The sequence below is a fragment of the Lysinibacillus sp. FSL K6-0057 genome (genome assembly GCF_038630885.1).
GTDB lineage: Bacteria > Bacillota > Bacilli > Bacillales_A > Planococcaceae > Lysinibacillus > Lysinibacillus fusiformis_F.
On sequence record NZ_CP152047.1, the window covers coordinates 4324253 to 4342761 of the forward strand.

General features: G+C 37.7%; 20 protein-coding genes and 1 riboswitch. Of the genes, 7 read left to right on the forward strand and 13 right to left on the reverse strand.

Translation table 11 applies throughout. The features are described 5' to 3' along the window. Positions 1-64 precede the first annotated feature (64 nt). Positions 65-982: a YihY/virulence factor BrkB family protein gene (locus MHB40_RS21650; RefSeq protein ID WP_205445633.1), complete on the reverse strand. Its 918-nt coding sequence runs from the start codon at positions 980-982 to the stop codon at positions 65-67. Positions 983-1004: 22 nt separating this feature from the next. Continuing rightward, positions 1005-1331: a YtxH domain-containing protein gene (locus tag MHB40_RS21655; protein WP_205445635.1), complete on the reverse strand. Its 327-nt coding sequence runs from the start codon at positions 1329-1331 to the stop codon at positions 1005-1007. A gap of 177 nt (positions 1332-1508) precedes the next feature. Between MHB40_RS21655 and MHB40_RS21660 the strand changes: the two genes are divergently transcribed. Beyond that, positions 1509-1730, forward strand: coding sequence for a DUF1128 domain-containing protein (locus MHB40_RS21660; protein WP_016995366.1), 222 nt, complete (start codon positions 1509-1511; stop codon positions 1728-1730). A 55-nt stretch (positions 1731-1785) separates the two neighbouring features. Here the strand turns inward: MHB40_RS21660 and motB are convergent, their stop codons facing one another. Continuing rightward, entirely contained in the window at positions 1786-2550 is a 765-nt protein-coding gene (motB, locus tag MHB40_RS21665; RefSeq protein ID WP_342441623.1) for a flagellar motor protein MotB, read from the reverse strand. Then, entirely contained in the window at positions 2534-3337 is an 804-nt protein-coding gene (motA, locus tag MHB40_RS21670) for a flagellar motor stator protein MotA (RefSeq protein ID WP_004225583.1), read from the reverse strand. The genes motB and motA overlap by 17 nt, the downstream gene beginning before the upstream one ends. A gap of 189 nt (positions 3338-3526) precedes the next feature. Here motA and MHB40_RS21675 point away from each other — a divergent pair, with 189 nt between their 5' ends. The 3 genes from MHB40_RS21675 to MHB40_RS21685 all read left to right on the forward strand — a co-directional run bounded on the left by MHB40_RS21675 (position 3527) and on the right by MHB40_RS21685 (position 5786). Beyond that, a complete protein-coding gene (locus MHB40_RS21675; protein WP_342533455.1) occupies positions 3527-4768 on the forward strand; it encodes an aminopeptidase in 1242 nt (413 codons plus the stop codon). 140 nt (positions 4769-4908) lie between these two features. Continuing rightward, complete coding sequence (locus MHB40_RS21680) at positions 4909-5043, forward strand: hypothetical protein (RefSeq protein WP_004225590.1); 135 nt, start codon at positions 4909-4911, stop codon at positions 5041-5043. A 179-nt stretch (positions 5044-5222) separates the two neighbouring features. Beyond that, positions 5223-5786 (forward strand): carbonic anhydrase, encoded by a 564-nt coding sequence (locus MHB40_RS21685; protein ID WP_205445640.1) that lies wholly within the window; start codon positions 5223-5225, stop codon positions 5784-5786. Between the two features lie 73 nt (positions 5787-5859). Here MHB40_RS21685 and MHB40_RS21690 read toward each other — a convergent pair whose 3' ends face one another. Next, entirely contained in the window at positions 5860-6447 is a 588-nt protein-coding gene (locus MHB40_RS21690; RefSeq protein ID WP_342441625.1) for a GNAT family protein, read from the reverse strand. 160 nt (positions 6448-6607) lie between these two features. Then, on the reverse strand, positions 6608-7432 hold the full coding sequence (locus tag MHB40_RS21695) for a polyphosphate kinase (RefSeq protein WP_342441626.1): 825 nt from the start codon (positions 7430-7432) through the stop codon (positions 6608-6610). A gap of 199 nt (positions 7433-7631) precedes the next feature. Here MHB40_RS21695 and MHB40_RS21700 point away from each other — a divergent pair, with 199 nt between their 5' ends. Further along, positions 7632-8345 carry a hypothetical protein gene (locus tag MHB40_RS21700; RefSeq protein WP_205445645.1) on the forward strand — a complete coding sequence of 238 codons (714 nt, stop codon included), beginning with the start codon at positions 7632-7634 and terminating at the stop codon, positions 8343-8345. 28 nt (positions 8346-8373) lie between these two features. Here the strand turns inward: MHB40_RS21700 and map are convergent, their stop codons facing one another. After that, a complete protein-coding gene (gene map / locus MHB40_RS21705) occupies positions 8374-9129 on the reverse strand; it encodes a type I methionyl aminopeptidase (protein WP_342441627.1) in 756 nt (251 codons plus the stop codon). 162 nt (positions 9130-9291) lie between these two features. After that, positions 9292-9852 (reverse strand): energy-coupled thiamine transporter ThiT, encoded by a 561-nt coding sequence (thiT, locus tag MHB40_RS21710; protein WP_205445649.1) that lies wholly within the window; start codon positions 9850-9852, stop codon positions 9292-9294. Between the two features lie 133 nt (positions 9853-9985). Next, positions 9986-10093: riboswitch (TPP riboswitch) on the reverse strand. A 127-nt stretch (positions 10094-10220) separates the two neighbouring features. Here thiT and MHB40_RS21715 point away from each other — a divergent pair. Next, entirely contained in the window at positions 10221-10544 is a 324-nt protein-coding gene (locus tag MHB40_RS21715; RefSeq protein WP_205445651.1) for a DUF4870 domain-containing protein, read from the forward strand. 55 nt (positions 10545-10599) lie between these two features. Next, complete coding sequence (locus MHB40_RS21720; RefSeq protein ID WP_279381306.1) at positions 10600-10722, forward strand: hypothetical protein; 123 nt, start codon at positions 10600-10602, stop codon at positions 10720-10722. A gap of 41 nt (positions 10723-10763) precedes the next feature. Here MHB40_RS21720 and MHB40_RS21725 read toward each other — a convergent pair whose 3' ends face one another. From MHB40_RS21725 to MHB40_RS21745, 5 genes are all read right to left on the reverse strand, one after another. After that, a complete protein-coding gene (locus tag MHB40_RS21725; protein WP_342533456.1) occupies positions 10764-13844 on the reverse strand; it encodes an SMC family ATPase in 3081 nt (1026 codons plus the stop codon). Continuing rightward, a complete protein-coding gene (locus MHB40_RS21730; RefSeq protein ID WP_328013151.1) occupies positions 13841-14998 on the reverse strand; it encodes an exonuclease SbcCD subunit D in 1158 nt (385 codons plus the stop codon). The genes MHB40_RS21725 and MHB40_RS21730 overlap by 4 nt, the downstream gene beginning before the upstream one ends. Before the next feature lie 140 nt (positions 14999-15138). Continuing rightward, a complete protein-coding gene (locus MHB40_RS21735; RefSeq protein ID WP_257962111.1) occupies positions 15139-16041 on the reverse strand; it encodes a GDSL-type esterase/lipase family protein in 903 nt (300 codons plus the stop codon). 31 nt (positions 16042-16072) lie between these two features. Continuing rightward, positions 16073-17302 carry an aminopeptidase gene (locus tag MHB40_RS21740; RefSeq protein WP_269897869.1) on the reverse strand — a complete coding sequence of 410 codons (1230 nt, stop codon included), beginning with the start codon at positions 17300-17302 and terminating at the stop codon, positions 16073-16075. A 1-nt stretch (position 17303) separates the two neighbouring features. Further along, a complete protein-coding gene (locus tag MHB40_RS21745) occupies positions 17304-18452 on the reverse strand; it encodes a DEAD/DEAH box helicase (protein WP_004225614.1) in 1149 nt (382 codons plus the stop codon). Positions 18453-18509 lie beyond the last annotated feature (57 nt).

The following is an 18509-nucleotide window of genomic DNA, read 5'->3' on the forward strand; positions in this document are numbered from 1 at the left end:
ATTTAAAATAGCCTCGCTACTCTTTATGAGTTTAGCGAGGCTTTTGTTAATGCTTATTATTTTCTTATCGGCGAATTTCCTTTTGAAGTGCTCTTTTCTGCATGGTAGCGTTTAATACGCCACCAAAGATTAAAATGATTCCCGTAAAGTATAACCAGAGCATTAAAATAATGACGCCACCAATACTACCATATGTAGCAGAATAATTTGCAAAATTATTAATATAAAAAGAGAAACCATATGTGACTGCTAACCAAGCAAGTGTAGCAAACATCGCCCCTGGCCATACGCCCATTACTTTCAAACGTGGACTGGTATTTGGCACAAACCAATAGATGCCCATTAAAACAACAAAAATCAGTAATGGCGGTATCGACCATCTTAATCTATGCCAGACCGATTCAAATTGCTCCTCTATTCCGACGATTGAGAATAGGAAATGTCCAATTTGCTGTCCGAAGACAGGTAATAAGAGAGCAACAGCAATAACAATGACGAGGGCGATTGTAAAAACTAATGATAAGCCCCTATCTAATATACCTGCTCTCCCCTCTGTATCGTAGGCTTTATTTAAAGAACGAATGAGTGCATTAATGCCTTTAGATGCAGACCAAATTGTACCAAGAACCCCAATGGACAATAAACTACTGTTTCGATTCGTTAAAATCTCATTCAGTGTATTTTCAATAAGCTTATACACTTCATCAGGTAATACATTCACTAAAAATGCATAGACCTGTGTCGTTTCTAAGTTAAGATATGGTAGTAGTGTCACTAAGAAAATAAGTAAGGGGAAGAACGATAGTAAAAAGAAATAAGCCAATTGTGCAGCAAGCGCAGATATTTCAACTCGCTTGAGCCGACCTATTAAATCTTGGATAAAGCCCTTGGATGTCATAATATCAATCGCTCCCTCCTCTGGAGAGACAAACGATTTTACAAACCCAAAAGCGTTATGCAATGTTGCTTTATTCTTTTCCATACAATTCCTCCTAAAACGACCTTTACTCCTTATCAGGTAAAGTAAAGGCTGATTTCGTATCTTCAATCATTCCCTGTATCGTGGAAGGTAAATCCTTAAATTCATCCACCTTTTCAGCAATTGTGTTGACATTATCTGACACGCTTTCACAAAGCACCTTTGCCGCTAATACTTTTTCCTCAACCAAAACCTGCAATTCTTCTCGATTTGCTGCATAGTATGAGATGGCTTCCTTCATCTTTTTTGTTGAGGCAATTGTTTTTTCACGTGTAGCACGATCTAACATACTTAATGCTGCTCCTACTGCTGCTCCTGCTACAATAGATGCGAATAATTTACTTTGACCCATATTAAAACCCCCTGCTTGTATAGTTGCATATTCCCTATTATTTCATAAATAAACAGTCTACTGCACTTATTCTACCCAATAACAGTCTATTTTTAAAGCAATGCCCAAATACGGAGTTGACATTTTTTTTATTCAATGAAATGATATGTGCGAGGATTATGAAAGGTAGGGTAAAAAATGGATTTATCTGTTCCATCTAAAGAAAACGTTGTGTATATGGTCGATCAAATGAAGGACAAGCTTCGCATGGTGAATGTCGATGCGATGAAATCAGAAAACTTCGATGAAGCCAATTATGAAGATTTAGTGTATTTATATGAAATGGTTATGAAAAGAGAAACTTTTAGTCCAAGTGAAATGCAAGCGATTGTTGCTGAGTTAGGATCTTTACGTAAATAGGTAAAATGAAAAGCTATTAGCCAAAGACATTTGTCTGCTGCTAATAGCTTTTTTATTACTGTGTACTCTTCGTTTCTGAACCATCCTCAGTAACTAACGGTTGAATTAATACTTCTACACGACGATTCTTCGCGCGTCCTTCGGCTGTGTCATTCGGTGCAATCGCACGATACTCACCGTTTCCTTTTGCACTAAAGCGCGTAGGATCTAATTGGTCATTACTTTCAATAAGAAGATTTAAAAAATTCGTTGCACGCAATACAGATAGCTCAAAGTTTGATGAGAAGTTCGGACCTGCTGGTACATTATCTGTATGACCTGTAATAACAATATTTCGAGCTGGATCAGATACCAGCATAGTTGATAGCTCTTTGGCAATAGGGACATACTCAGGCTTAACTATTGCTTGCCCTGGATCGAATAAAATACTATCACGGATTGTCACAAGCAGCCCTTCATCGGTCATTTCTGTGGCGAATTGATCTTCCATTTCATTGACTGCAATAAAATTATCCACACTATCTTTTATTTCAGCTAACTCCTGTTGATCCTTTAAATAGGCAGAGTTTTGCTGTGGCGTTTGGTCGCTATCCGCATTCGGAGTAGGCACTGGTGCAGGTTGCTCTAGAAAACTAGTTCCACCATCAAATACTTGATTAAAAACTGCCGACATTCTTTCTAGCTTTTCTTGGTCGACTGAACTTGAGGCAAACAAAATAATAAACACGGCTAGCAGTAAAGTTAAAATATCTGCGTATGGAACTAACCAAGATTCATCAATATGTTCATCATGCTTTTTTTTCTTAGCTTTCTTTGCCAAGGCCACCCGCCCCGCTTTCACCAGAAATTTGACGACGTTCTTCCATCGTTAAGTATGATGAAAGTTTCTGTTCAATTACACGAGGAGCCTCCCCTTCTAATACTGAAAGGATACCCTCAATCATCATTCTCTTTTGTTTTACCTCTAAAGCAGACTTACGCTTTAGCTTGTTCGCAAATGGATGCCATAAAACATACCCTGTAAAGATACCGAGTAATGTAGCCATGAAGGCAGCTGAAATAGCATGTCCTAGCTTTTCGATATCGTTCATATCAGCCAATGCGGCGATTAACCCTACTACTGCACCAAGAACCCCTAAAGTAGGTGCATATGTACCTGCTTGTGTAAAAATAGCTGCTCCACTAGTATGACGTTCTTCCATCGCTTCTACTTCTTCCGTTAGAACATCACGTATGTAGTCAGCATTTTGACCATCAATTGCTAATGTAAGACCATTTTTCAAAAATGGGTCTTCAATTTCTGAGGCTTTACTTTCAAGCGCTAATAACCCTTCACGACGAGCTAAGTCAGCCCATTGTGAAAACATTTTAATAATCTCTATATCATTCGCTAATTTTGTTTCTTTAAAAAGAATTTTAAATAGCTTTGGTACACGCTTTAACTCCTGCATCGGAAAGGCAATTGTTACTGCGGAAATAGTACCAAAAATGATAATTAGGATAGCTGCAGGGTTATAAAATGCAGATAAACTAACACCCTTCATTACCATCCCTGTTAATAATGCTACTAAAGCAAGTATTAACCCTATAATCGACGACTTATCCATTCTAGAACCTCCAAATCTACTATCTAATGTTATTTCGTCTTTTTTTCCATATTTTAAATATATAATCCTAGTATAAATGTATTTCATATATTTTTCGATGTAATTAATGCTTTTTATTCACATTTCGACCATTTTTGATTATATTGAATTAAGAATATTACACTTAACTGTCTTAAATTGAAAGGGGATATGATTTTGTTATTATCGTTGGACACAAAATTACTAAAATATGCAGAGTTAGCGGTGAAAGTAGGAGTAAATATCCAAAAAGATCAGTATCTTTATATAAGCTGTTCGACTGATAATCTAAAACTCGCACAAATAATTACTAAAATAGCCTATAAAAATGGTGCAAAACAAGTTTTTGTCGATATATCCGATGATGAAATTGTACGTGCTCGCTATGAGGGAGCACCAAAAGACTCATTTGATTTCTTCCCACCTTGGAAAGTGCAGGAACGTGAATGGTTAGCTGAACACGGTGCTGCTTTCTTAAGCATTAGTTCTCAAAATCCAGATTTATTAAAAGGAATTGAACGTGATAGAATCATGACATTCCAAAAAGCATCTGGTCAAGCACTTGCAAACTATTATCAGTGGCTACAGGCAGATAAATTTAGCTGGTCAGTCATTGCTGCACCTTCTAAGGCTTGGGCAGCGAAAGTATTTCCTCACTTACCAGAAGAGCAACAAATAGATGCATTATGGGAAGCTATCTTTGCAGCAACACGTATTGACGTTGAAAACTCTGTTGAAGCTTGGCATGCCCATGATCAGGAATTACATAGCAAAGCTGATTATTTAAATGCAAAGCAATTTAAGTCACTACACTATACTGCTCCAGGCACGGATCTAACAATTGAGCTGCCTCCACATCATGTGTGGGCAGGCGGTAGTAGTATTAGCACACAGGGCCAAACATTTATGGCCAATATGCCAACTGAAGAAATTTTTACAGCACCTTTAAGAACAGGTGTTAATGGTTATGTAACAAGCACTAAGCCTTTAAGCTATGGCGGCAATATTATAGACAATTTCACATTAACATTTAAAGATGGTCGGATCATTGACGTCAAGGCGGAGCAAGGCCAAGAAATTTTAGCTTCCCTTATTGAAACGGATGAGGGTGCTCATTACCTTGGGGAAATAGCATTAGTACCACATAAATCACCTATTTCACAATCGAACTTATTATTTTACAATACATTGTTTGATGAAAATGCATCCAATCATTTAGCCATTGGTAGTGCTTATGCCTTTTGCATTGAGGGTGGTAAAGAAATGACTACTGAGGAGCTAAGTGCGCATGGTCTTAACCAAAGTTTGACACATGTAGACTTTATGATCGGCTCGAGCAACATGAATATAGATGGAATAACACAGGATGATCAAATAGACCCAATATTCCGCGATGGAAATTGGGCATTCTAAATAATCCATTCCTACTAGTAGTATTCTAGGCTAAGTATGTTAAGGTTGTCATAAATTATCCTTAGATTTTCCTAGTAACCTATTGTATAATTGTTTTAGGGAATTTTAGTAGATCATTTAAGTAGAGAGGAGCTCTAATAATGTTCATTACAACTGTTCTTGGCTTTTCAGCAGTTTTATTAATTTCAACGGGATTCTTCATCCACTACCTACAAGTTGGTTTAGATAGCAAGTCTTCAGTAACTGTAGATCCAAAGCCAAACGAAAAATTTTAATGTGTAAAAAAACAGCTACTATATAGGTAGCTGTTTTTTTATCGCTTACAAGTTATTTAATCTACTAAAGCGTATGAAACTGCTCCTTTATTGTAAAAATTATCTGAATAAAGTCTTTATTGTTTGCATATTGAAAATTTTGCTCTACAATATTTTTTGTAAGGAAGGGAGCAATATTCATGACAATGTTACAAGATATTCTAGAATTTAACAAAGAGTTTGTACAAGAAAAAAAATATGAACCATTCATCACTACGAAATATCCTGATAAACGTATTGTTGTTTTATCTTGTATGGATACTCGTCTTGTAGAGCTTTTACCAAAAGCGATGAATTTGCGTAATGGCGATGTAAAAATAGTGAAAAGTGCTGGTGCGTTAGTGAGCCATCCTTTCGGTGCAGTTATGCGTAGTTTATTAGTTGCTGTCTACGGCCTACAAGCCGATGAAGTGTATGTAGTGGGACATTATGACTGTGGTATGAGTGCGGTTGATCCTGATGCCATGCTAAGCGAAATGGTGAAGCGAGGCATTGATCCAGAAACCATCAAAATGTTGGAATATTCTGGTTTCGATTTAAAGGATTTTTTACGAGGTTTCGGTGATGTAGCAACAAGTGTTAAGAAAAGTGTCGATACAATTCGTAATCACCCTTTAATGGTAAAAGACGTGCCTGTCCATGGTTTAATTATTGATCCGAATACAGGTCATCTAGATATAATTGAAGACGGTAACAAACAATAAAATGACTTTTTGATGTACAGTAATAAATGAACAAGTGCCTACCCCTCACTACGGGAGATAGGCACTTGTTATTCTACTCATCCTCTAAACGTGCATACATATAATGATCTACCCAGTGACCATTGATATACAGCAGCTTTCTTAGCAGACCTTCCTGTTGAAATCCAGCCTTCTCTAAGACACGCATGGAGGCGCTATTTTGTGTCGATACATATGCCTCTACACGATGTAGACCAATTTGCTCAAATGCGAATCGAACCACCATATTCACAGCTTCTGTGACAATGCCCTTCCCTACGTAAATTTCATCCATCGCATAGCCAACAAATGCACTTGAGTACGGTAAGCGTTTTACAGCATAAAGTGCAATATGTCCTATTAGATTGTTTGTACCATGCTCAAAAATACCAAACGTAAATTCTCGCTTTGACTCCATTAAATAGAGACTTTCTTGAATTTTTTTGTATTGAGCGTCAACTGTATAGTATTCAGGTCTTTGCAGTGGCTCATATATAGACCAAAAGTATTTATTACGGCTTACGAGACCCATTAAACTTCGTGCATCTTTTTCTTGGAATGTGCGGATGTAGCATTTTTCCCCCTTTATCGTTACCACATTCCCACCCTTTTTTCTTAATAGATTCCAAATTTTAAGCACCATTCTCCACACTAGCCTTCCAATAAATATCAATACATTCCTTTTTGTTACATTGGCTACAATCCATTGATTGAAAACCCTATTTATATTTTATTGTATGTAAAAAAAGATGCTGCTACAACCAAAACAGCTCATGTCTTATTGTCATAGCAGCACAATTCAATTATTTAGTTTTTTGTTCTTTCTTGTTCTCGTTTACTATTTCCAAACTGGATGATTCAGCATCCTCTAGTTGTGCATTGTCTAACACATTTGTTAAATGAAGACCACGTCTTTGAGCTTCTCGTTCAATGTGTGCAATTGTTTCTTGAAGCACCTGAACACGTGCATACTTTTTGTCATCTCCAGCGACTAAGATCCATGGAGCATCTTTTTTATCGGTCTTTTCAAACATTGCATTTGCTGCTTCAATATACTGTGGCGATTTATCACGATTGCGCCAATCTTCAGCTGTTAGCTTCCAAGATTTATAAGGGTTTTGTTCACGTTCTTTAAAGCGTTTTAATTGCTCCTCATCTGAAACATGAAGCCAGAACTTAATAATTATGTAATCTCCTGCAGTTAAGATCTTCTCAAAATTATTAATTTCTTCATAAGCACGAGACCATTCATCCTTCGTTGCAAATCCTTCGATGCGTTCTACTAATACGCGACCATACCATGAGCGATCAAAAATAGCGATTTGTCCATGTTGAGGCAATTTTCTCCAAAATCGTTGTAAATAGTTGTAGCGTAATTCATGTGCTTGAGGAGCAGATATAGGGTGTACAACATAACCGCGTGGATCGACGCGTTCGATTAATCGTTTAATAGCGCCACCTTTACCAGCCGCATCCATTCCTTCAAATACCAAGATTAAGCCAATTTTGTTTTTTAATAAAAACTGTTGCGCGTTTAACATTTCATATTGGAGTACTTTTAATTTCTTTTTATACATCTTTTTGTCTAGTTCAATGGATAGGTCTAGATTTTTCAAATTTTGTGCCATGAAACTTCACTCCTTTTATTTGGATATTCTTATTGTACTAAAGAAATATATGGATGCCTATCAGGCATGGTAAATTGTAGATATTATTAGTAAAACAACACGATACATTGTTAGGAATTTCCGTTATAATAAAAAAAGTGACAGTACTATACTTATTTGTCTTTTCCCTATACAATCTAACACGAAGGGAGAGGAAAACATGCCTCGGTTTATCATGATGACAATCTCTTATCTTGTCTCAATCATCCTAACCTTTTCATCCTTTTTCGTGAACATCAACGGTCAATCTTCGCTAGAAATCGCTAATCGTTTTTCTGTAGTATTTGCACCGGTTAGTATAAGTCATGTAATTTGGATTATCATTTATTTATTACTCGGTTATTGGTTAGTTATGAACATCAAAAAGACAACTTTGAAACAGTCTGCGCTCTTTAGTTGCATAAATATATTGCAAGCATTGACGGTATACGTCTGGCATCATGAGTTATTTATTGTTTCTCTTGGCATTACATTACTCTTAGTCTTGTATTTATTTATGCTGTATAATACGTACCCTCTTCAGGACAAAGCCTTGTCTGGTCGTATTCCTTTCTCCATTTATTTAGCATGGATGACATTTATTTTTATCACAAATACAAGCTTTACATTAACGGCTTATGGTTGGAACGGCTTTGGTCTTAGTACGCCTCTTTGGGCAGTGATTTTACTAACATTAGGAGGAGCCATTGCGCTACATATCCGTTTCCATCACTTTGATGTTATGTATCCAAGTGTTTTTATTTGGGCTTATATTGGAATCGCCATACATAATGGTTTTGATGAGCTACTTGTCACTACAGCCGCCTTATTTTTATGTGGTGTTCTCTTTGTTGGCATTTTATTTATTAAAAAAAATCCTGCCTACCAAAAATAAATTGGTTAGCAGGATTTTTCATTATATCCTATTCTTCGTCTAATGACGTTAGGATAATTGGTTTATCCTTTGTCACAATGACTGAATGTTCGATTTGAGCTACAAGTGATTTATCAGGTGTCACGAATGTCCAGCCATCACCAGCTTCTACAATATGCTCTGCTTTTGCTGAGATAAATGGCTCAACCGCAAGCACCATACCTTCTTTCATGATGGTAGAATCCCATGCATCATAATAGTTTAAAATATGATTTGGCTCATCATGTAAAGATTTACCTAAGCCATGACCTGTTAAATTCATAATAACAGTTAAGTCATTAGCATTCGCCTCACGTTCAACTGCTTTACCAATTTGATTTAATTTAGATCCAGCCTTTACCTTTGTCATTGCTCGATCAAAGGCACTTTTGGCAACACGGCATAGCTTTTCTTTGTCTTCATAGCCTTCACCAACAACAAATGAAATACCTGTGTCAGCAAAGTAGCCGTTTAAGGAGCCAGAAACATCAATATTCACAATATCTCCTTCTTGAATAACACGCTTTCCTGGAATACCATGCGCCACTTCTTCATTGACACTAATACATGTATACCCAGGGAAATCATATTCTCCCTTCGGTCCAGAAATAGCGCCTGCCTCCGCAAACATGCGGCCAGCAATTTCGTCTAGTTCAAGTGTTGTAACACCTGGTTTTGTTGCAGCTTTCATCGCTTCGCGAATTTCAGCACAAATGCGTCCTATTTTTTTAAAAGCTTCAATCTCTTCTTGTGTTTTTACAATCATGTATAACGTCCCTTTCATCTAATATCTATTCTTTAATATAACATAACTTTTTATGCGTATAACGATAAACGCTTTAAATATTGTATGCTTTCCTACTTTGCAAAGTGCTAAAAGAGCTATTCACAACAAAAAAGTCCCCCCACTCATGTGAAGGGACTTGCATTAAGCTTTTCTTTGCATTAATTGTGGAGCGGCTGTGAATAAAAGAACACCAACGATAGCCGTTAATATAGTTGCTGGTAGCATATATGTACCGTTATAGATGATGGAATAGATCCAAGCATTTTGATCGCCAGCATATTCTGCAAAAAATACAGCACCAGCAATTGTATGTGCCGCGTATCGTAAGAAGCCTGCGAAAACGGTACCTATTATAATATAAAGTGCCATTTTTGTTTTGTTCATATGTTTAGCAGCGTCCAACACTGGTCCACGTACAACTGCCGCTAATCCTACAACTGTAAAAGCAACACCATAATCTAGTAATCCTTGTAGCCAGTGCACGATATAGGAACCAAACATTGTTTGCATAACACCCACAAGTAGTCCCGTTGTTAGCCCAGCTACTAGGCCCCAACGAAACGCGATTAACATAATAGGTACCATGACAAGACTAACTGAGCCGCCTTGTGCCCATACTTTAAAGGATACCTGATCAAGTACTAGCCCAATTGCTGCAAATATCGCAATCTCCACTAGCATTAACAGTCTTTTTTTGTCCATACATATTCTCTCCTTTGTTCCGATGTAGGATACAAGAGCAGGAATAGAAATGCGCTGATATGTCTCTTTCTGACACCATTTTCCCCCAAGAATGAAAAAACGATGCCAGGACAGAGCCTCACATCGTACAAGTGTCGGTTTCTATCCACATCCCTACGCAAGCGTTAACTTACAGGTTCGAAGAGTCAAGGCATTACGTGCCCAGTCTCAGCTGACATCATCAGCTCCCCTTGTGGTCGTTACATCTGAATTTATTTGAACATTTTCATTGTACGCAAAGGCTAGGAGGATTACAACCTCTTCCATACATTATTTTTTTGAAACTTTGCTATTATTCATGCGTAAATATTAAAAAAGGAGGTACAACTATGGAGAATCAAAAAATTTTAGCTGCCTTTAGTTATCTTAGTATTTTCTTCGCCCCTTTCATCGTTCCATTAATTGTGTACATTGTGACAAAAGATAGTGATGTAAAAAAACATTCGATTCGTGCACTTGTCTCTCATTTAATTCCTTTTGTTTTTGGCATCCTGTTCTTTATTGTCTTTGTTTTTTCCACATTTAGTTTAGATCCAACCTCCAGTAATAATACAGTGATGATTATTTGGTTTGCTTCATTCGCCATCTATGCCCTCGTCTCACTTGGTATTGTGATCTGGAATATTATTCAGGCTGTTCGCGTTATCCGTTAATGTTTTATTTTTAAGAGAAACAGGTAGTAGTAATTGTAAAAGGAGCTGTTTTTGGATGAAAGTATCAAACGTTGTGAAAACCGCCGTAAAGTTAGCACCGATTGTTATTCCTATCGTCAGAAAAGTAATGGCTGCAAAAAAGGGAACAACGCCTACAGCCACACCTCGAAAAAAATAAAACGAAGGCGTATTCCTTTTTTTCGGAAATACGCCTTCGTTTTATTTCACTTCAAAATGTGTTTGACTATGTCCATTCAATGTTTTTTCTACATGTAAAACTGCTGGCATCGCAGATTTCAATTCAGGTACATGAGAAATAACGCCAATCATACGACCAGAATCCTGTAAATCAATTAATGTATCAATTGCCTTATTTAGTGATTCCTCATCGAGTGAACCAAAGCCCTCATCAATAAACATCGTTTCAATATGGATATTACCTTGGAAGCTTTGAATCACATCTGCCATTCCCAAAGCAAGACTTAGCGAAGCATTAAATTTTTCGCCTCCTGATAATGTTTTAACATCTCGTAATTGATCCGTATAGGCATCATAAACATCAAGACCAAGTCCACTTTGCTTTGCATGCTTTTCCAATCTATCTGAGCGTCTGAGCTCAAATTGACCGTTTGATAAATGATACAGCCGTATATTGGCAGCTTCTGTAATTTGATCTAAATAATTAATTTGTATATAACGCTCAAAGGATAGCTTTTTCGCGTTTTGTCCATTTAATAATCCATAGAGTTCCTTTACTCGCCCTGCTTCCTGTTCAAGTAAATGAAGCTCTCTCGCTATTTCTTCCACCCTTTCACTAAAGCCTTGGCATGCTTGTATAAAGCCATTCATCTGTTGCAAACGTTTAAATGCTTCCTCATAGGAAATTCGCTGCTGTTCTACTCTTGCTTCCATCGCCTCTAAATCTTGCTTCTCTTTTCCTTGAAGGTATGTAGCCCCTTCGGTAATCTGAATTTGCAACGTGTGTACTTGTAAAGCATAGTCGCTACATGCTTTTCGAAGTGCATCCAATTGTATGGTACTCCGTTTAGCAGTTGCATAAGCCTCATAGCTTTCGAAACCTATTTCTTGCATATCTGCTGAAAATTGCTGAAGCTTTTCATTCATTTTAAGCTGTAATTCCTCAAAGGACTGTTTGGCAATTTCTACAGTTAGTGTTGCATTGCTAGCTGCTTCCTTTGCTGCATGCAAATTTTCTTGACTCACTTGCCAACTTTTTTGAAGCTCTTCTTTCTGTTTACTAACTTCATTAAGTTGTTGCTTTAATTGCTGTAAAGTTGGTAAATTAGCGGGCATCTGCTTAAGTTGTTCGTCTACAACCGCTTGTAATTTTGTCCATTCTTTTATCTGCTCTGCTAAATATTGCTCTAGCTTCATATGCTTATTTCGTAGCTGCTCTATTCGGTCATGCTGATGCTTTATTTTTAATCGCACATCAGCTAATTGATGTTGAATAATTTTTAATGCAGCAAGCTCTTGTTCCACTTCATGTAAAGTAGCGGTGATCTGTGGTTGGTCTTCTTGTTTAATATGCTGAGCCTCGAGTTGTCGCCATGTATCTTGAAGAAGTTGCTGCGCTGATGCTAAAAATGCCTCTTTCTCCAAATACTTACGCTCGTCTGATGATGCCTTCGCTCTTAATGCTTCCACTTGAGCAAGCTCAATAACTTCCAGTTGCTCATTGTGTGCTTTCTGATGTGTCATACTACCACAAACAGGACAGGGCTCTCCTTCCTTCAGTTGTTCTGCTAAAATACTAGCTTGACTCGCCAGCCATCGTTGCTGCAAAAGTTGAAGAGCCTCTTTACTTTCTTGATAGAGACTTTCTGAAGCAACTACATCCTGCTTAGCTAAATCTACGGCATGTTTATATTTATCCGCTTGCTTGATTAAAGCAACCTGTTCCCGTAGTTTCGGTAATTGTTCTAAATAGCTTTCATAGGGTTCAACCTGTTTTTCATAGCCTTCTAATGATTGAGAAAAATGCTGTAATTGCTCTTGTTCATTTTCCAAAAGTTTGACGTTATCATTTACTGCTCGTTTTGCATTTTCAGCATATTGCTCCGCTATTTGCAGCTGCTGTATATTGTTTTCATAGGCTTCAAATTTCGGTAAAAGCGCTAGCATCTGCATTTCCTGCTGTAAGATTTGCTGTCGTTCAGATTCTTTAGCCTGCTCTATCTCATATTTTTCTTGCGCTTCTTGCAACTTTTCTTGTGACTGCTGTTGCTTAACCTTTGCTTGTTGAAATGCTATCTCTTTAACATTCAGTTCAGCACGTAAATCCTTGCATTGTTGTTCGAGCAGCACAAGTCGCTCTGCTTGTTCTGCTAAAGCAATCTCCTTCTCCTTTGCTTGGTATAAATCCTGCTGTTGTAAAAGCATTTGTAGCCGTTGCTGTCGATTAGCTTGTTCATCAAATTGCTCATTTAGCGTTTTTGCTAAGCGATAATATTCCTGCTCTTTTTGATGAAGGCTATACGCTTCTTCATAGTATGACTGTTCATCTTCTCCACATTTCTTATAGTAGTTAAGCTCCTCATCAAGTGCCTCTGTCAGTTGATGTAAATTTTCGGTATTATCAGCAATCAATGTAAATAAAGCGGAAGAACGTTGTGGTAAGGCGCCCACAATTTGACCAAGTAAATGTTCTTTTAATTGTTTGGCACGCTCAAGATCACTTTCTGCTTCTTTACGCTTGGCATCAAGCTTTTTCGCCATGACACCGAAACGATCTGTTTTAAAGATTTTCCGTAAAATTACTTCTTTATTTGTTGAATCAGAGGTTAATAGTTTTCTAAATTCACCTTGAGGTAGCATGACAATTTGGCTAAATTGATCTTTTGTGAGACCTATGATTTCCTGCACTTTCTTATCGACTTCAAGCGTTTGCTGTTTCTCTACAATGCTATAATCTAGCTTTCCGTCTTTTACTTCTGCTAGCTCTATTTTCTTTCCAGTAACCGTTTTATTTTTTTCTTTAATATGACCTGGCTGTCGTACTATTTGATAGACTTTTCCATGCATTTCAAAGACGAGTTCTACAGCTGTATAAACTTCATCATGTGCAAAGCCGCTTCTTAGTAAAGCTGTATCCTGCCGGTCCTCCCCACTACCTGATCCGTAAAGAGCATAGCAAATAGCATCGAAAATGGTTGTTTTACCAGCACCAGTTTTTCCAGAAATGGCAAACAATCGATGCTCCCCTAGCTCTTGAAAATCAATTACTTCCGTGTCTTTATATGGACCAAACGCTGTAATTGTTAACTTTAAAGGCTTCATTTTACAGTCTCTCGCTCCTCATCTAATAACTCCTGTAACATCTCTGTGAATAGGCGTTCCGTATCTTCATCAGGCTGAATGCCAATAATATTGGTGAAGAATGAACGGAATAAATCAATATCTTCTAGTTTTTCAGCTTCTACTACTTGTAGTTCACGTGGCATATCTTGTCTTAGTACCTTCCGCTCCACATGCATAGCGTGCGGAAATACACTACGAATACGTTCCATCGGTGAAGTCACAGATATTTTATCCGTCAATCTAACAAATACATAATCCTCACTTGGTGTGAGCGTTAATAACTCCTCTAATTGACCTTCTACTACTCGTAGATCTCTTCTTGGCACAAGCTTTCTTTTACTTACTGTGGTGTTACCTTGCTCATCTAATTCGATGATTAAAAATCCTTTCTCATGTAAATGCTCAGATAACGAGTACTTTAAGATAGAGCCTGCATAGCGTATGGTTTCGTTTAAAACAAAATGTGCCTTATGTAAGTGCCCAAGCGCCGTATAGTGAAAAGGTTTGAATAAAGCTGCATTCACACAATCTGAGCCTCCAATGGAAAGGGGTCGCTCGGAATCACTAGTATTTGCTTCCTCCTCACCATACTTCGTCACAAAGGCATGTCCAACAAAAACATGACGCTTACTTGTGTCCATGTCTTCCGTGATATACTCAATAATTTTTTGCATGGCGTCTTGATGAGAACGGATTGATTCATCTTCAAAGATGTTGCGAATAGCAGCTGGCTCTGCATAGGGCACTAGGTGAAAATGTACTTCCCCATGTTGATCATTCAAAACAATAGGGGCATGATTTTTTGTAAATTGGCCCTTAATATATAAACCACTATCACTCATTAAACGGCTACCAAAATTTAAACGACCTGCACTATCATGATTTCCCGCCACTGCTAGAACAGGAATCTTCTTCTCTAATACTATTTTCGCTAATACATCATTTAGTAAATTAACTGCCTCAATAGGAGGCATCGAACGATCATATAAATCACCTGCGATGATAATTACATCTGGTTTTTTCTCATCAATCGCTTGTATAAATTGTTGAAGAATATAATGTTGATCTTCTGTCATATAGACACCTTGAACAAGCTTTCCTAAATGCCAATCTGCTGTATGAAATATTTTCATTCTAGTACCTCCTAGTCTTCTCTATATTTTAGCATGACTATTCCCAATCTAGTGAACACTAAAGGTTTAGTAGTTCTAGCCAAAATTGGTTTTCATAGAAAAAAGCATCTTATAAGTAAGATGCCTTAGATACCTGCTATTTAGATATATTTGATAAATGCCTTATATCCTGGGAATCCCTGAATTACGTAAGTCATACGAGGAGATTGATGTTGTGTCACATTTTGCTTCTGAGGTTTCGCTGATGATTGTTGCTTTAGGATTTCCTCAAATGACTTGGGATTTGGCTTTGGCAATTCTGCTGAAGAGATGTTTAAAGCATCACTACCACTATAAACTTGTAAAAATGAGTTAGCCATTTGTCGATAGCCTTCAATATTTGGATGAACATCAGCACTATTTGGTAAGTAGTTGGTTGCATTCAATCCAAAGGCATCATAGACATTTATATAAGCTGCGCCAGCTATCTCTGCTTGTTGTTGTAAAATCGTATTTAATCTAACTAGCTGGGCATTGGTTCCTTCTTTTTGCGTCGGATGAACTGTTGGATAAGCAAAATAATACCCTATAACATAGATTTTTGCTTTAGGCGCACGTTCTTCTAATTCATCCAAAATCGATAGCATATTTTTTCTTGCCAAATTTAAAGCGTAATCTGCCTGAAGCTGTGAAAAAGCTAAGGTCCCTGCATTTGGGTTTACCTGGACAAGACGTAATAAATCATTAGCCCCTGCCGAAACTGTAATAAGCGTCGCATTTGCTAATAAATTTTGCGCTTCCTCAGATCGTATTCGTTCTAATACATCTGTCGTAGTAAAGCCAGGAAAAGCAAGTTCTTTTGTATAAAATGATAATTGACCAATCGAACTTAATTTCATGGCAATCAAATCACTATACCCTACATCAATTTCTTTGTAGGGTGTTTGACCTGCTGCTAAGGAATCGCCAATAGCCACATAGGTTTCTGTTTGAGCAAAAGCAGATGAAACCCCAATTGTCATGAATACTATTGTCATACCTATCAAGCTACAAAATCGTTTCATCTGCTTCCCTCTTTTCTTATTGACTAAAAATTTAAAATGCCCAGCTACCCTTGCGGAAAATTGGCTCAACCGTACCATCTGGTAAAATACCATCGATGTCCATTTCACCACTGCCAATCATGAAGTCTTCGTGTGTCACAGAAATATTGGCACCCAATGCTTCAAGTTGACCGTTTTCTAGGTCTCTACCACCCTCTAAGCAAGTCGGATATGCCTCACCAATAGCTAAATGGTTTGAAGCATTTTCATCAAACAGCGTATTAAAATATAAAATTTCCGACGCTGAAATTGGTGACTCGTGAGGGACAAGTGCTACTTCACCTAAGTAGCTTGAGCCTTCATCCACTTGAATAAGCTCTTGCAATAAATCATGTCCTACTTCAGCCTCTGCCTTAATAATTTTGCCCTCTTCAAATGTTAATTTAAAGCCATCGATGATATTGCCCTGATAGACTAATGGCTTCGTATTACTAACATAACCGTTTACACCTTGTTTCATTGGCAGTGTATAAACTTCTTCTGTTGGCATATTGGCCACAAAGACATTATCTTCTGGTGTTTTACTACCACCAGTTAGCCATTTATGTTGTGGTGCTAAAGCGATTGTTAAATCTGTACCAGGTGCTGTATAGTGAAGCTTTGCATACTTTTTATTATTTAAAAGCTGTGCACGAGATTCTAAATTAGCTACATGCTGACGCCAATTATCAACGGCATTGCCTTCTCCAATATGAACCGTTTTAAAGATAGCTTCCCATAATGCAGGTACTTGCTGCTCCTCTGTTAATTGAGGGAAAACCTTTGATGCCCATTTAGCTGAAGGAACTGCTACGATGGACCAAGCAATTAAATCCTTCATGACTGCATTGCGATAGTTTTTCAATGCTGCCCCTGATACTTTTTGATGTGTTGCTAGTCTGTCTGCTGGAATTCCTGTTAGCTTATCAGGATCTGCTGCATCAATCCATAATAGAGCTCCTTTACGTTCAATCAGTTCATCACGCATTTTCACAACCCATTCAGGGAAGCGATTAAATTCCTCATCGGATGCATGCTCAAAATAAGCACGATCCAATTCATCATCGGAAAAGTTTACATGAACACGGCCTGCTCCAGCCTTGTAAGCCTCTTTTACAACTAAACGGGCAAAATCTAAAGCATCCACAGATGTATTGACTAATAAGTACTGACCTGGTTGGATATTCACACCCACTTTTACTGCAAGCTCTGCATATGCCTGTAATTTCTCTTCAAATGTCATACTATTTCCCTCGCTTCTGTCCAATTGTTTTAGAATTACCTTCAATCAGCTCGCCATCATGCCATATTTTTTGCACAGGCTTGCCCGGAATTTCCCTTGTCCATTTTTTATAGGTTTTTTCATCACGATAAGATAATAAGGTTAATACTTCACCATCAGCTCCAGCACGCCCAGTACGACCAGAACGATGCAAATACTGTTCAATAGTTCGTGGGACATCAACATGAATAACATGTGTTAAACCAGCAATATCTAAACCACGAGCTGCAATATCTGTTGCAATTAAAATACGCGCATCTCCTTTACGGAATGCATCTAACGCTTTTTTACGTTCTTCTTTCTTCATATCAGAATGGAGCGTGACAATCGGTGCTGAACGGTATTGTAGTTTTGTTTCCTTCATTAATAATTGATCGATATTATTAACAAAAGCCAACGCTCTTAAACCCTCTGTATGGGAAAGTCGGCGCAGGAAATCCGTTTTATCACGTTCTTCTACCTTCACAAAAGAATGGACAACTTTACCGACCTTTAACATGTCCTCAGGCTTAATTTTAAAACGCAGTGGCTCAAACATCATACGACTTGCCACTAATTCAATTTCCTCTGTAATCGTAGCCGACACAACAACAACTTGTCGGCCATAGGCAGAACCTTCGATAAAGGATTTGATAACAACACGGTATTCACGACTTAGTAATTGATCACATTCATCTAAAATAACTGTTTCGACTTCTTTGAGTTTTAATTTTCCTGCTCGTGCTAATTCGTTTAAACGACCAGGTGTGCCAACAACAATCGTTGGCTTTTTCTTCAACTTTTCAATTTGACGAGCAGAATTGGCACCACCAATCAGCTGTTGAACAGTAATGTCTGTTCCAGCTGTCCACTCACGAATAACTTCTACGATTTGCATAGCGAGCTCTTGCGAGGGAGCTACGATCAGTCCTTGTGTTTGCTTTTTTGCCCCATTCACTTTATTTAATAATGGTAAGACATATGCTAACGTTTTACCTGATCCTGTTGGTGATTCCGCCACAATATCTTTGCCTTCAAGCATAGCTGGTATCATTTCATCTTGAATTTTCATGGGTGTTTCAAAGTTCCATTTTGCTTGTAGTTCTTCTTTTAATAAATTTATGACTGACATGTTATTTCCCACCTTCTATCTACTTGACACTAGTTTAACACACTCCGTAGGTTCCTA

Excerpts from the sequence above, each read along its gene's own strand:
- MHB40_RS21650 (WP_205445633.1), bottom strand. The coding sequence starts at position 982 with ATGGAAAAGAATAAAGCAACATTGCATAACGCTTTTGGGTTTGTAAAA.
- MHB40_RS21655 (WP_205445635.1), bottom strand. The coding sequence starts at position 1,331 with ATGGGTCAAAGTAAATTATTCGCATCTATTGTAGCAGGAGCAGCAGTA.
- MHB40_RS21660 (WP_016995366.1), top strand. The coding sequence starts at position 1,509 with ATGGATTTATCTGTTCCATCTAAAGAAAACGTTGTGTATATGGTCGAT.
- motA (WP_004225583.1), bottom strand. The coding sequence starts at position 3,337 with ATGGATAAGTCGTCGATTATAGGGTTAATACTTGCTTTAGTAGCATTA.
- MHB40_RS21675 (WP_342533455.1), top strand. The coding sequence starts at position 3,527 with ATGATTTTGTTATTATCGTTGGACACAAAATTACTAAAATATGCAGAG.
- MHB40_RS21680 (WP_004225590.1), top strand. The coding sequence starts at position 4,909 with ATGTTCATTACAACTGTTCTTGGCTTTTCAGCAGTTTTATTAATTTCA.
- MHB40_RS21685 (WP_205445640.1), top strand. The coding sequence starts at position 5,223 with ATGACAATGTTACAAGATATTCTAGAATTTAACAAAGAGTTTGTACAA.
- MHB40_RS21690 (WP_342441625.1), bottom strand. The coding sequence starts at position 6,447 with ATGGTGCTTAAAATTTGGAATCTATTAAGAAAAAAGGGTGGGAATGTG.
- MHB40_RS21695 (WP_342441626.1), bottom strand. The coding sequence starts at position 7,432 with ATGGCACAAAATTTGAAAAATCTAGACCTATCCATTGAACTAGACAAA.
- MHB40_RS21700 (WP_205445645.1), top strand. The coding sequence starts at position 7,632 with ATGCCTCGGTTTATCATGATGACAATCTCTTATCTTGTCTCAATCATC.
- map (WP_342441627.1), bottom strand. The coding sequence starts at position 9,129 with ATGATTGTAAAAACACAAGAAGAGATTGAAGCTTTTAAAAAAATAGGA.
- thiT (WP_205445649.1), bottom strand. The coding sequence starts at position 9,852 with ATGGACAAAAAAAGACTGTTAATGCTAGTGGAGATTGCGATATTTGCA.
- MHB40_RS21715 (WP_205445651.1), top strand. The coding sequence starts at position 10,221 with ATGGAGAATCAAAAAATTTTAGCTGCCTTTAGTTATCTTAGTATTTTC.
- MHB40_RS21720 (WP_279381306.1), top strand. The coding sequence starts at position 10,600 with ATGAAAGTATCAAACGTTGTGAAAACCGCCGTAAAGTTAGCACCGATT.
- MHB40_RS21725 (WP_342533456.1), bottom strand. The coding sequence starts at position 13,844 with ATGAAGCCTTTAAAGTTAACAATTACAGCGTTTGGTCCATATAAAGAC.
- MHB40_RS21730 (WP_328013151.1), bottom strand. The coding sequence starts at position 14,998 with ATGAAAATATTTCATACAGCAGATTGGCATTTAGGAAAGCTTGTTCAA.
- MHB40_RS21735 (WP_257962111.1), bottom strand. The coding sequence starts at position 16,041 with ATGAAACGATTTTGTAGCTTGATAGGTATGACAATAGTATTCATGACA.
- MHB40_RS21740 (WP_269897869.1), bottom strand. The coding sequence starts at position 17,302 with ATGACATTTGAAGAGAAATTACAGGCATATGCAGAGCTTGCAGTAAAA.
- MHB40_RS21745 (WP_004225614.1), bottom strand. The coding sequence starts at position 18,452 with ATGTCAGTCATAAATTTATTAAAAGAAGAACTACAAGCAAAATGGAAC.